The organism is Nakamurella flavida, from assembly GCF_030811475.1.
Taxonomy (GTDB): domain Bacteria; phylum Actinomycetota; class Actinomycetes; order Mycobacteriales; family Nakamurellaceae; genus Nakamurella; species Nakamurella flavida.
On record NZ_JAUSQV010000001.1, the window covers coordinates 1849985 to 1862512 of the forward strand.

The following is a 12528-nucleotide window of genomic DNA, read 5'->3' on the forward strand; positions in this document are numbered from 1 at the left end:
CCCGGGGCCGGATCGGGTCAGCCGGCCAGCGGAACGGGGAGGGCGGTCTCGTCCTCGGTGAGCCAGCGGACGATCCCGGCCAGGGCCGCGTGCCTGGCCCCGACGGGCAGGCGGGACTCCTCCACCGAGACCCGGGCGATCCGGGCCAGTGTCGCGTCGTCCAGACCGATGACGGTGCGGGCCACCTCGTACTCGCCGAGCAGCGTGGTGGAGAACAACAGCGGGTCGTCGGCGTTGAGCGTGCAGCGCACCCCCGCGGCCAGCAGTTCGCGCAGCGGATGACCGGCGGTGTCCGGCACCACGCCGAGCACCCGGTTGGAGGTCGGGCACACGTCCAGGCAGATGCCGTCGGCGGCGAGCCGCTCGAGCAGACCCGGCACCTCGCCCGCCCGGACGCCGTGGGCGACGCGAACGGCGCCCAGCAGGTCGACCGCGTCCCGGACCGTCTGCCCGCAGTCCAACTCCCCCGCGTGCGGCACCGAACGGAGCCCACCCGCCCGGGCGATGGCGAACGCCTGGGCGAAATCACCCGGTGGGTGGCCGATCTCGTCGTTGTGCAGACCGAGACCGACCACACCCCAGGGTTTCAGGGTCACCGCCAGCTCGGCCGTCCGCTGGGCGTCGGCGGGACTGTCGTGCACCCGGTCGACGGCGACGATGAACCCGATGCCGATGCGGTGGCGCGCGGCCGCGGCACCGAAGATCTCGAGCACCACCGCCCAGACGTCCCGGTCCTCGCCGAGGGTGTCCCGGTACCGCGCGGCCCAGAACGCCGGTTCGAGGTAGACGCACCCCTCCGCGGCGGCGTCGACCATCATCTCCTCGGCCAACCGTTCCCAGTCCGCCCGGGTGCACAGCACCCGCGTGGCCAGGTCGTAGACGGCGGAGAAGGCCGAGAAGTCCCCGTAGGCCCCGACCTCCGGGACCTGAAGACCCTTCTGGGCGGCCAGCTCGGAGAGTGTCCCGGGTCGCATGCCGGCTTCCAGATGCAGGTGCAGGTGGGCCTTGGGCAGCAGGCGCAGGTCGCGCATTCACGGGTCCGTTCGGGTCGACCGGTGTCGGTCAGGGGCGGCTCCGAACGCGGGTGCACGGGAGCGGCGGCACGGGCCGTTCCCGTCGACCCTAGGGAGCGGCCGGCCCGGGTGGGTTTCCCGGAGGTAACCGACTGTGAACGCTGGGACACGCGGGAGGACATCGGGTGACGGCTCAGCGGTGCCCGGTCCGGCCAGGGCACCCCGGCGCCGTCCGACCGCGCCGGCAGGTCCGAGTTGTGCCCCCGGCAGGATTCGAACCTGCGACCAGCGCGTTAGGAGTGCGCTGCTCTATCCCCTGAGCTACGGAGGCGGCGGGCACAGCCTATGCGGCCCGACCCGCCCCCGCATCGATGCACCGTCCCGGCGGCCGCGTCCGGGACCGTCGGACGGCGGCCCGAGCACCCCGGGTCATGATCCTTCCGGAGCCGGGACGTGGCACCATTCGTCGGTGCGCACGGACAGGCTCCCGGCCCCGGTGACCCGCTTCCTGCGCTGGCGGGGACCGTTGACCCCGTTCGCGGTGGTCACCGCGGCGGCCGCGGCCGTCGTCTGCGCCAGCGGCCTGCTCGACGCCCTCACCCAGACCCCCGACACCGGCCCCCTGGTCGGCACGTGGACCTGGTCGTTCACCGGTCTGGCCCTGGCCATCACCGCCGCGCCCCTGGTGCTGGCCGGCCGGTGCCGCCGCTGGGTCGGTCTGGCCGGCACGGTGGTCTTCCTCGGGATGACCGTGCTCCAGCTGGCCACCGCGGACCGGCCCGTCGTCTCCGCCAACAACCTCGTCCTGTATCCCCTGGTCGCCTGCTACATGGGGTGGTTCTACCCCCGGTGGGTGGCGCGGTCCGTCGTCGCCGCGGCCGCCGCCGCCTCCGGGGCCGCCCTGCTTCTGAACCCGTTCCTGGGCATCGCCACCATCTGGCTGAACCTGGTCCTCGCCTCGGTGTTCTGCCTGGAGTGCGCCGCGTACCTGCACATCCGGCTCGAGCGCCAGGCGCGGACCGATCCGCTGACCGGCGCCCTGAACCGGACCGGCCTGACCGACCGCGCCACGCAGGAGCTGGCCCGGGCGGCCCGCACCTCGACGCCGCTCACGGTGGCCGTGCTGGATCTCGACGACTTCAAGGCGGTCAACGACACCCGCGGCCACGCCGCCGGGGACCGACTGCTCGTCGACGTGGTCGAGGGGCTCCGGCAGGAGATGCGGCCCTACGACGGGATCGCCCGTCTCGGCGGGGACGAGTTCATGGTGCTCATGCCGGGCCTGACCCCCGGGCATGCCGAAGGGGTGCTGGCCCGACTGCGGGCCGGGACCGGGGACGTCTTCTCCTGCGGGGTCGCCACGTCCCGGTCGTCGGACACCGTGGCCACCCTGACCGAACGGGCCGACCGGCGGCTGTACCGGGACAAGCGGGCGCGCAAGGAACGGGCCGGCGACGCCGGCTGACCGTCCGATGCTCGTCCGCCGCCGGTGAACACCGTTCCTCATCGGGCGCGGTCGGCCTACGCTCGGCGCCGTGATCCGCCGATGACCGCTCCCGTGGCCCGCCCGTCGATCCTGACCGTGGACGACGACCCGGGCGTGTCCCGCTCGGTGGCCCGTGACCTGCGCCGCCGGTACGGCGAGGAGTACCGGATCGTGCGGGCGGAGTCGGGCGCCCAGGCCCTGCAGGCACTGCGGGAGATGACGCTCCGCGGTGACCAGGTCGCCGTCCTGCTCGCCGACCACCGCATGCCGGAGATGACCGGCATCGAGTTCCTCGAGCAGGCGATGGACCTGTATCCCTTCGCCCGGCGGGTCCTGTTGACCGCCTACGCGGACACCGACGCCGCGATCGAGGCGATCAACGTGGTCGATCTGGACCACTACCTGCTCAAGCCGTGGGATCCGCCGGAGGAGAAGCTCTACCCGGTGCTGGACGACCTGCTGCGCGCCTGGCGGGCCAGCGACCACCGTCCGGTCCCGGAGACCAAGGTGGTCGGGCACCGCTGGTCGGCCCGGTCCTGGGCGGTGCGCGACTTCCTGGCCCGCAACCAGGTCTCCTACCGCTGGTTCTTCAGCGAGGACCCGGAGGGGGCCCGACTGCTCGCCGCCGCCGGCACCGACGACAGCGCCCTGCCCGTGGTCATCACCGTCGAGGGGGATGCGTTGCTGAACCCCTCCGACGTCGAACTCGCCACCCGTGTCGGCCTGGACACGGTGCCCGTCGGGGAGTTCTACGACCTGATCGTGATCGGGGCGGGGCCGGCCGGCCTCGGCGCCGCCGTGTACGGGGCGTCCGAGGGGCTGTCGACCATCATGGTCGAACGCACCGCGGCCGGTGGTCAGGCCGGGCAGAGCTCGCGGATCGAGAACTACCTCGGCTTCCCGGACGGGGTGTCCGGCAGCCAGCTGACCGACCGGGCCCGGCGACAGGCGGCCAGGTTCGGCGCCGAGTTCGTCACCGCCCAGGACGTGGTCTCGTTGCAGGCCAACGGGTCCGCCCGCACCGTGCTGTTCGCCGACGGCACCCGGCTGGACGCGCACGCCGTCATCCTGGCCACGGGGGTCTCCTACCGGTACCTGTCCGCGCCGGGCCTGGACGAGCTGACCGGGCGGGGCGTGTACTACGGCTCGGCCACCACCGAGGCCGGGAACTGCGCGGGGCAGGACGTGTTCGTCGTCGGCGGCGCCAACTCCGCCGGACAGGCCGCGATGTTCTTCGCGCGGAACTCCCGTTCGGTGACGATGCTCGTGCGTGGGCCCTCGCTCGAGGCGTCGATGTCGCACTACCTGATCCAGCAGATCGAAGCCGTGCCGAACATCTCGGTGCGTCCGTGCACGGAGGTCGTGGCCGGGTCCGGTGACGACCACCTGGAGACACTCACCCTGCGGGACAACGCGTCCGGGACCACCGAGGTGATCCCCGCCCACTGGCTGTTCGTCTTCATCGGCGCCGCCCCCCGCACCGACTGGCTGGCCGGGGTGGTGCAGCGGGACGAGCACGGGTTCGTGCTCGCCGGGCCGGATCTGCTGGCGGCGGCACCGGAGAACGCGTGGCCCCGGGATCGCCCGCCGTACCACCTGGAGACCTCCCTGCCCGGCGTCTTCGTGGCCGGTGACGCCCGCTCGCAATCCCCCAAGCGGGTCGCCTCGGCGGTCGGCGAGGGGTCGATGGCCGTCATGCTCGTCCACCGCTATCTCGAGAACCCCTGAGGCGCACCATGACCCGTCCCGTCACCACCGACGCCGATCTGCACCCGCGGCCCGCGCCGCCGGCCTGCGACCCGCGGGAGATCGGCAGCCTGTTCCTGTTCGACAAGCTGACCCCGGAGCAGCTCGGCTGGCTGTGCGGCCGCGGATCGGTGGAGGTCTTCCCGCCGGGTTTCCTGTACCGCGAGGGCGAACCGGCGACCTGCTTCTACGTGCTCCTGGACGGGACCGTGGTGCTCAGCCGACAGGTCGGCCAGGACGACGTGGAGGTCACCCGTACCGACCAGCGGGGTGTCTACTCGGGCGCCTTCCAGGCCTATCTCGGCGACCGGGTGCCGCAGGTCTACAACAACTCGCTGCGGGTGGTGAGCACGGCCCGGTACTTCGTCCTGCCCGCCGACGACTTCGCCCACGTCATGCGGGAGTGGTTCCCGATGGCGCTGCACCTGTTGGAGGGCCTGTTCTTCGGCATCCGCAACACCCAGGAGGTCGTCGGGCAGCGCGAGCGCCTGCTGGCCCTGGGGTCGCTGTCCGCGGGACTCACCCACGAGCTGAACAATCCGGCGGCCGCCGCCGTCCGGGCCACCGCGGCCCTGCGGGAACGGCTCGCCGGGATGCGGCACAAACTCGCCATGCTGGCCTCCGGGCGGCTGGACCGGTCGGTGATGGAGTCGCTGATCGGCCTGCAGGAGGAGGCGGTGGCCATGGTCGCCAAGGCTCCTGACCTGGGGCCCCTCGAGGCGGCCGATCGCGAGGACGTGCTGAGCGACTGGTTCGACGACAACGGCGTGCGCGGCGGGTGGGAGCTCGCCCCGACCTTCGTCCAGGGCGGCATGGACCAGGCCTTCTTCGACCGGGTCTCGGCCACCGTGGACCCCACCGGGCTGGAGGGTGCCGTCCGCTGGCTGGCGTACACGGTGGAGACCGAGCAGCTGCTGGACGAGATCCACGACTCGACCACCCGCATCTCCACCCTGGTCGGGGCGGCCAAGCAGTACTCGCAGCTCGACCGCGCGCCGTACCAGACCGTCGACGTCCACGAGCTCCTGACCAGCACCCTGCTCATGCTCAGCGGGAAGATCAAGGCGGTCCCCGGGCTGACCGTGGTGAAGGACTTCGACCGCACCCTGCCGCCCATCCCCGCCTACGCGGCGGAGCTGAACCAGGTCTGGACCAACCTCATCGACAACGCCCTGGCCGTGATGCCCACCGGCGGCACCCTCACCCTGCGGACCGCACGCGACCACGAGCAGCTGCTGGTCGAGATCGGTGACACCGGGCCGGGTGTGCCCGCCGAGATCCGCACCCGCATCTTCGAGCCGTTCTTCACCACCAAGCCGATCGGGCAGGGGACGGGCCTGGGCCTGGACATCTCGTTCCGGGTGGTGACCAGCAAGCACGGCGGCGACCTCCGGTTCGAGTCGGTCCCCGGGGACACCCGCTTCCAGGTGCGCCTGCCGTTCCGCGCTCCCGACCGCGTGCTGGCCACGGCCGACCCGGTCGCCGCCGGATCCGGCGCCACGGACCCGATCACCACGGACCCGACCCCCGCTGCGCCCCGCACCGAGATCCCGGCCGGCATCCCGGCGGACTCCCCCACCGACGCCCCGACCGACCACCCCGACCTGGAGGACAGATGAGCGAGATCCCCGGCATCGACCCGACGGCAGCACCGAGTGGCACCGGGTGCGTGCAGTGCCTCGCCGACTCCGGGTGGTGGTTCCACCTGCGGAGGTGCGCGCAGTGCGGACACATCGGGTGCTGCGACACCTCCCCCGCCCAGCACGCCACCGCGCACGTGAAGGCGGCCGGGCACCCCTTCATCACCAGCTTCGAGGCCGGGGAGGACTGGTTCTACAACTACGACGACGAACAGTTCTACGACGGACCGGATCTCGCGCCGCCCACCGCGCACCCGGCCGACCAGCCCACCCCCGGGCCCGCGGGCCTCGTCCCGGCGGACTGGCAGAGCCACCTGCACTGACCGTCCGGGTCCGGTGTCCGCCCGGTGCCGCCGTGTACCCGGCCGGCCGAGCGGCAGCCGGGGATTCATCTCTCGGCGCACATCCGGCCGCACTGTCGGGGGCCGGGCGTAGCGTCGAGGACGTGGATGGAACCTTCCCGGCCGACCTGCCCCGCTCCCTGGACGAGCTGCGCGCCAGCGGTCATCAGCTCCGTGACGTCAAGACCGAGATCCGCGAGAACCTGTTGGCCGCCCTGCGAGCCGGCACCGATCCGTGGCAGGGCATCGTCGGTTTCGACTCGACGGTCATCCCGCAGGTGGAGCGGGCCCTGATCGCCGGGCACGACATGGTGCTGCTGGGCGAACGGGGTCAGGGCAAGACCAGGCTGCTGCGCACGATGATCTCCCTGCTCGACGAGTGGACGCCCGTCATCGAGGGGTCGGAGATCGGCGAGCACCCGTACGCCCCGATCACGCCGGCCTCCGTCCGGCGCGCGGCCGAGCTGGGCGGGGGCCTGCCGGTCACCTGGCGGCACCGCAGCGAGCGGTACACCGAGAAGCTGGCCACGCCGGACACCGCGGTCGCCGACCTGATCGGTGACGTCGACCCGGTCAAGGTGTCCGAGGGCCGGTCGCTCGGCGACCCGGAGACGATCCACTTCGGCCTCGTACCCCGCGCGCACCGCGGCATCGTCGCGATCAACGAACTCCCGGACCTGGCCGAGCGCATCCAGGTCGCGCTGCTCAACGTGATGGAGGAACGCGACATCCAGGTGCGGGGTTACACGCTCCGCCTGCCCCTGGACGTGCTCATGGTGGCCTCGGCCAACCCCGAGGACTACACGAACCGCGGCCGGATCATCACCCCGCTCAAGGACCGGTTCGGCGCGGAGATCCGTACGCACTACCCGCTCGAGCTGTCCGACGAGATCGGTGTGATCGAGCAGGAGGCGCGGCTGGCCGCCGACGTCCCGGCCCATCTGCTGGAGATCATCGCCCGGTTCACCCGACACCTGCGGGAGTCCACCGCGGTCGACCAGAGCTCGGGGGTGTCCGCCCGTTTCTCGGTGGCCGCCGCGGAGACGGTCGCCGCGGCCGCCCTGCGCCGCGCCGCCCTGACCGGCGAGACCGGGGCCACCGCGCGACCGGTCGACCTGGAATCGGTGCCCGCGGTGCTGCGCGGGAAGCTGGAGTTCGCCTCGGGCGAGGAGGGGCGCGAGGACGAGATCCTGCGGCATCTGCTGCGTCGGGCCACCGCCGACACCGCCCGGGCCCGGCTCCGGGGCGTCGACCTGACCGCGCTGGCCGAGGCGGTCACCGCGCACCCCGTCCGGACCGGCGAACGCGTGCCGGCCGCCGACGTCGTCGTCGCTCTGCCCAAGATCCCTGTCCTCGCCGAGATCGCCAACCGGTTGGGCGCCGCCGGGACGGAGGACCCGGGCCCGATGGCGTCCGCGGCCGAGCTCGCCCTGGAGTTGTTGTTCCTCACCCGGCGTCTGGCCAAGGACCCGTCCGACGACGGGGACACGGTCAGCTATGGCTGATCAGGCCCTCCCGCCCGACCCGGCCCGGCGGAATCGTCCACCGGGTCGGTACGCCTACGGCCCCTACGTCGACGGACCGGACCCGCTGGCTCCGCCGGTGGACCTGCGGGCGGCCATCGACCGGATCGGCCGCGAGGTCATGGAGGGCAGCACCCCGGCGCGGGCGCTGCGGGAACTGCTGCGGCAGGGCATGCCCGAGCGCACCGGGCTGGACGAGCTGACCCGGCAGGCCTACGAGAAGCGGCGGAAGCTGCAGCGCGAGACCAACCTGGACGGCACCCTGCGGGAGGTGCGGGAGCTGCTCGCGCAGGCCCTCGATGCCGAGCGGGACAGCCTGGCCCGCCAGGACTCCGACGACGCCCGGTTCCGCGAACTCCAACTGTCCGCCCTGCCGTCGGACACCGGTGGCGCCGTCCGCGAGCTCGCGGAGTACGACTGGCAGTCCGCCGAGGCCCGCGCCGCCTACGAGCAGATCCGCGATCTGCTCGGGCGGGAGATGCTCGACCAGCGCTTCGCCGGGATGAAACAGGCGATGGAGCAGGCCACCGATCAGGACGTGGAGCAGATCCGCGCGATGCTGGACGATCTCAACGCGCTGCTCGCCGCGCATGCCTCCGGGCAGGACACCGCGGAGCAGTTCGCCTCCTTCATGGCCGAGCACGGCGAGTTCTTCCCCGAGAACCCTTCCACCACGGATGAACTCGTCGACATCCTCGCCGCCCGCTCGGCCGCCGCGCAGCGGATGCTGAACTCGATGACGCCCGAGCAGCGGGCCGACCTGGCCGAACTGAGCCAGCAGGCGTTCGGCGATCCCCGCCTGGCCCAGGCCCTGGAACAACTCGACGGGCAGCTGCAGGGTCTGCGACCCGGTGAGGACTGGTCGGGGTCCGGCCGCTTCCGCGGACAGGATCCGATGGGCATGGGTGAGGCCACCCGCTCCCTGGAGGAACTCGGCCGGCTGGACGACCTGGCCGAACAGCTCGGGCAGTCCTACGCCGGTGCCCGACTGGACGACATCGACCTGGAGTCCCTCGAGTCGCTGCTCGGGAAGCAGGCCCGGGTGGACGCGCAGGCGCTCGCCGAGCTCGAGCGACAGCTCCAGCAGGAGGGCCTGTTCTCCCGCGCCCCCGACGGCTCGCTGCAGCTCTCCCCGAAGGCGCTCCGGCGGCTCGGCGAATCCGCACTGCGGGACGTGGTGGAGTCCCTGGGCGGTCGGCGTGGGGAACGGCAGACCCGGCGCTCCGGCGCCGCCGGCGAGCCGACCGGAGCCAGCCGACCCTGGGCGTACGGGGACACCGAGGCCTGGAACGTCCCCCGGACCCTGCTCAACGCCACGGTCCGGCGGGCGGGCGGCGACACCCGACGGTTGGACGTCACCGACGTGGAGGTCGTGGAGACCGAGCAACGCACCCGGGCGGCGGTCGCGCTGTGCGTGGACACGTCCTGGTCGATGGTGCAGGACGGCCGGTGGGTGCCGATGAAGCAGACCGCCCTGGCCCTGCACCAGCTGATCAGTACCCGGTTCCGCGGCGACGACCTGGCCGTCATCGGCTTCGGCCGGCACGCCCGGAAACTCGAGCTCGGCGAACTCGTCGGCCTGGAGGGTGCGTACGAGCAGGGCACCAACCTGCACCACGCCCTGCTGCTGGCCGGTCAGCATCTGCGCCGGCACCCGGACGCCACCCCGGTGGTGCTGGTCATCACCGACGGCGAACCGACCGCGCATCTGGAGGCCGACGGTCACGCGTCGTTCTCCTACCCACCCGAGCCGGAGACCCTGGCGGCCACGGTGGATGAACTGGACCGGCTGACCGCCACGAGGGCGGCCATCACCTTCTTCGTCCTCGGTGACGACCCCCGCCTGGTGCGCTTCCTGGACGGGCTGGCCCGTCGGTGCGGCGGCCGGGTGGTGGCGCCCACCCTGGACGGGCTGGGCGCCGATGTCGTCGCCGACTACCTGAGTCGCCGCCACTGAGCACGGAGCTCGACCAGCCCGAGCAGGTCGAGGGTGTCGGGTCGCGGAGCCCGACGCGGACGGGCCGGGCGGGCTCCCGGCAGCTCCTCCGTCCCGGCCCACGCCGACCCGGCGGCAGCGGGGGTCCGGCGGTCGCCGGTGTCGTCGCTGACCGCCGGGTTCGGCCGACCGTCTTTCTCGTGCGGGCAGGGCGGCCGGCGCGGCCCGATCGGTATCGGCAAGCCCTCGACCGCGCCGCGGTCGGCCCGAGAACCGGCCCGAGAACGAAGAACGACCGGCCCGTTCCCTGGGGGAACCCGGCCGGTCGTCGGGTGGTGCTGACCCGCGGCGGCACCGGACGAGATCGTCGGTGCCGGGCGGGCCCGGGTGGATCAGGCAGCCTGGCGGGTCAGGATCTCCTCGACGAGGCGTGCGTCCTTGCCGGTGTGACGAGCCACGATGGCCTCGATCTCGGCGCGGTCGGACGGGGAGGAGTAGCTGGCGAGCTCCTGCTCGAGCTGCTTCATCGCGGCCTTGCGGGCGCGGTGGTCGGCCAGGCGGGACTGCAGGGTGGAGATGGACATGAGATGCCTCCTGAAAAGGATCGAGGCTTCGTTGCGCTCTGCTGGTCGACCGCTCCGGCCGACCGACGACGTTCTCGCCGTCTGAATCGATTATGCGCCTGTGAGCAGGCCAAACGGGAGACATCAGATGTGTCCTTCGTTGCAGCGGCCGGCACATCCGAGACGCAACCTCTCCGGTCGACGACGCTGCGGTGATCGTCCGGCCGCTCCCGATCCCCCGCTCGGGTGGTTGTGCGGCCGATCCGCCCCGGCAGTCGGGGCTCGGTCACCCCCAGCGACGCGGGAGTGGTGACCCGGCTCACCCACGGGCCGGGCGGTTCGCCCTCCGAAGCCGCCCGCGACGGCCTCCCGTGGCCGGTCGACCCGACTGCCCGCGGGGCAGTGCGGGCCCGCTCCGGTCGCCGCGGCGATCCGTTCCACGCGGAGACGCCACGATGCGTGCTGCGATGCACCACCCGTCGTCGTCGACGTCGAGTCGCCCCGTCGAGGTGCCCCGTCGGGTTGCCCGGTCGAGTCGCCCCGTCGAGGTACCCCGTCGGGTTGCCCGGTCGGGTCGCCCCGTCGAGTCGCGCCCCGTCGGGTTGCTCATCCCGACCCCCGCCGAACCCGTCCCCGGTGACAGGGCGCCGTGGGCCACCGTGCGGCACCGCCCGGCGATACGGGAAGCCGACACTGCGTCATTTTTGCCCACCGTGCGGGATATCGGTCACCGGTTCGAGGAATAACTATTCTCCGGCCCGCCCGACACCCCGGGTCGATGATCACCGACCGATCCCGAATGGTGCACGGGGAACGAATCAGAACCCCCCTGGCAGGTGACGGACGAGGAATGGGTCGGGCCGGTGCGGCGTCGATTCCCCACCGCGCCCCGGACGATCGGCGGCCCAAGAGGTGACGAACCGGATGATGATCACCTCAGACCGCGTGAACTGCCGACCGTCCGGACACTCCGGACGGATCTACCGGCGGTTGGCCGTCGCGTGTCCCGCTTTCCGGGCCATCGTCGGGAGACCTATGCTGTCGCCGTGGACCCCTGCAACAGGAGGTCACCCAGTTCGACAAACCCCCCGGAAGGGAGCCAAATGGCTCAGCAAACATCGATCACGCTTGTCGACGATCTGGACGGTGGCAAAGCCGTCGAAACCATCTCGTTCAGCCTTGATGGATCGACCTACGAGATCGACCTCAACAAGAAGAACGCGAACGCATTGCGGAAGGCGTTGTCGGACTTCGTCGAGCACGGCCGCAAGGTGCGTGGCGATCAGCCCCAGCGACGCAACGGACGGCGCACCGCCGGCTCCGACGGACCGTCCCCGGTCGCCGTGCGGGAATGGGCTACGGCACAGGGCATCTCGGTGTCCCCCCGCGGTCGCATCGCCTCGGACGTCGTCCGGCGGTACCAGGAGTCGCAGGCCTGATCGCACCGCCGCCGACTGCGGGAGGGTGGGGCTGCACCGCAGGGTGTGGTCCGCAGTCGGTGGACCGGTCGGTTCGGACACGACGGCCGACCTGGTGTTCCGGAGCCGCCGACATCGTCCGACCCGGATCCCGCCGGAGTCATCCCCCCACCACGTCCAGCAGTCTGCGGGGTCCGCACACCCCCACCCCGTCCGGCAACCGCGCCCGGAGTCCGCGGTCGGCCGTCACGACCACCACCGGTTCGACGAGACCCGCTGCGAGGCGGACGATCTCGCTGTCGCCGTCCGCCGGAGCCAGCACGACGTCGATACCGGCCGGCGCCCGCGCAGACCGGGAGGCGCCCTCCAGCACGGCCACCACCCGGCCGACGACGACCCCCGGCTCCAGCACCCGGCCGGGCAGGACGCACAGTTGGTCGAGCAGGCGGGTCGCGGCGCCGGGCCGGTCCCGCCACCATCCGTCGGGTCGGGAACCCATCACGTTCGCGACGTCCACCACCAGCACGACCATCCGGTCAGCCTGCCGCGCCGGGCCACCACTCCCCGAGCAGAGCCGATGTTGTGATCCACGTCTCACCCGGCCCGGGAACGCCGACGGCCGGGTCCGGTGTTGAACAGCTCGACGGCCTGCCGATCCGTGCCCCGGGCTCCACCCCTTTCGTCGCCGAGTGCGACCACGTGCCGAGAGGCGCATCGGCGGCAGGCCGTCACCGAGCCGCCCGATCCTCCGTGTCGGGCGGCTCACCCTTTTCCCCGCAGTCCGGCACCACCGGTCGGGCGCTCTGTCCCATCCACCCGGTCCCACCATCCGGACGACCGCACCGGACCCCGGCGGACGGCA

At 72.4% G+C, this 12528-nt stretch carries 10 protein-coding genes and 1 tRNA gene; 7 read left to right on the forward strand and 4 right to left on the reverse strand.

The annotated features are described in order from the left end of the window. Positions 1 to 17: 17 nt before the first annotated feature. Complete coding sequence (gene add / locus J2S58_RS08315) at positions 18 to 1031, reverse strand: adenosine deaminase (protein ID WP_205255792.1); 1014 nt, start codon at positions 1029 to 1031, stop codon at positions 18 to 20. Between the two features lie 240 nt (positions 1032 to 1271). Beyond that, positions 1272 to 1344, reverse strand: a tRNA-Arg gene (locus tag J2S58_RS08320). A 138-nt stretch (positions 1345 to 1482) separates the two neighbouring features. Here J2S58_RS08320 and J2S58_RS08325 point away from each other — a divergent pair. From J2S58_RS08325 to J2S58_RS08350, 6 genes are all read left to right on the forward strand, one after another. Then, positions 1483 to 2478, forward strand: coding sequence for a GGDEF domain-containing protein (locus J2S58_RS08325; protein WP_205255791.1), 996 nt, complete (start codon positions 1483 to 1485; stop codon positions 2476 to 2478). A gap of 81 nt (positions 2479 to 2559) precedes the next feature. Beyond that, positions 2560 to 4227, forward strand: a complete 1668-nt coding sequence (locus J2S58_RS08330; protein ID WP_205255790.1) for an NAD(P)/FAD-dependent oxidoreductase — start codon at positions 2560 to 2562, stop codon at positions 4225 to 4227. Positions 4228 to 4235: 8 nt separating this feature from the next. Continuing rightward, positions 4236 to 5864: an ATP-binding protein gene (locus J2S58_RS08335; RefSeq protein ID WP_205255789.1), complete on the forward strand. Its 1629-nt coding sequence runs from the start codon at positions 4236 to 4238 to the stop codon at positions 5862 to 5864. After that, positions 5861 to 6208, forward strand: coding sequence for a UBP-type zinc finger domain-containing protein (locus J2S58_RS08340; protein WP_205255788.1), 348 nt, complete (start codon positions 5861 to 5863; stop codon positions 6206 to 6208). The genes J2S58_RS08335 and J2S58_RS08340 overlap by 4 nt, the downstream gene beginning before the upstream one ends. A gap of 122 nt (positions 6209 to 6330) precedes the next feature. Beyond that, the gene (locus J2S58_RS08345; protein ID WP_205255787.1) at positions 6331 to 7731 is read left to right on the forward strand and encodes a sigma 54-interacting transcriptional regulator; all 1401 of its coding nucleotides are present in this window, start codon (positions 6331 to 6333) and stop codon (positions 7729 to 7731) included. Beyond that, positions 7724 to 9706: a VWA domain-containing protein gene (locus tag J2S58_RS08350; protein WP_205255786.1), complete on the forward strand. Its 1983-nt coding sequence runs from the start codon at positions 7724 to 7726 to the stop codon at positions 9704 to 9706. Before J2S58_RS08345 ends, J2S58_RS08350 begins: the two co-directional genes overlap by 8 nt. Before the next feature lie 371 nt (positions 9707 to 10077). On the opposite strand, the gene J2S58_RS08355 is transcribed toward J2S58_RS08350, so the two are convergent. Continuing rightward, positions 10078 to 10269, reverse strand: a complete 192-nt coding sequence (locus J2S58_RS08355; RefSeq protein WP_205255785.1) for a hypothetical protein — start codon at positions 10267 to 10269, stop codon at positions 10078 to 10080. A 1082-nt stretch (positions 10270 to 11351) separates the two neighbouring features. On the opposite strand from J2S58_RS08355, the gene J2S58_RS08360 reads away from it, so the two are divergent. Then, positions 11352 to 11687, forward strand: a complete 336-nt coding sequence (locus J2S58_RS08360; RefSeq protein WP_205255784.1) for a histone-like nucleoid-structuring protein Lsr2 — start codon at positions 11352 to 11354, stop codon at positions 11685 to 11687. Positions 11688 to 11826: 139 nt separating this feature from the next. Here the strand turns inward: J2S58_RS08360 and J2S58_RS08365 are convergent, their stop codons facing one another. Next, positions 11827 to 12198, reverse strand: coding sequence for a hypothetical protein (locus J2S58_RS08365; RefSeq protein WP_205255783.1), 372 nt, complete (start codon positions 12196 to 12198; stop codon positions 11827 to 11829). Positions 12199 to 12528 lie beyond the last annotated feature (330 nt).

Bases quoted from the DNA above. Each gene is read 5' to 3' on its own strand.
- add (WP_205255792.1), bottom strand. From the start codon at position 1,031: ATGCGCGACCTGCGCCTGCTGCCCAAGGCCCACCTGCACCTGCATCTG.
- J2S58_RS08330 (WP_205255790.1), top strand. From the start codon at position 2,560: ATGACCGCTCCCGTGGCCCGCCCGTCGATCCTGACCGTGGACGACGAC.
- J2S58_RS08335 (WP_205255789.1), top strand. From the start codon at position 4,236: ATGACCCGTCCCGTCACCACCGACGCCGATCTGCACCCGCGGCCCGCG.
- J2S58_RS08340 (WP_205255788.1), top strand. From the start codon at position 5,861: ATGAGCGAGATCCCCGGCATCGACCCGACGGCAGCACCGAGTGGCACC.
- J2S58_RS08350 (WP_205255786.1), top strand. From the start codon at position 7,724: ATGGCTGATCAGGCCCTCCCGCCCGACCCGGCCCGGCGGAATCGTCCA.
- J2S58_RS08355 (WP_205255785.1), bottom strand. From the start codon at position 10,269: ATGTCCATCTCCACCCTGCAGTCCCGCCTGGCCGACCACCGCGCCCGC.
- J2S58_RS08360 (WP_205255784.1), top strand. From the start codon at position 11,352: ATGGCTCAGCAAACATCGATCACGCTTGTCGACGATCTGGACGGTGGC.
- J2S58_RS08365 (WP_205255783.1), bottom strand. From the start codon at position 12,198: ATGGTCGTGCTGGTGGTGGACGTCGCGAACGTGATGGGTTCCCGACCC.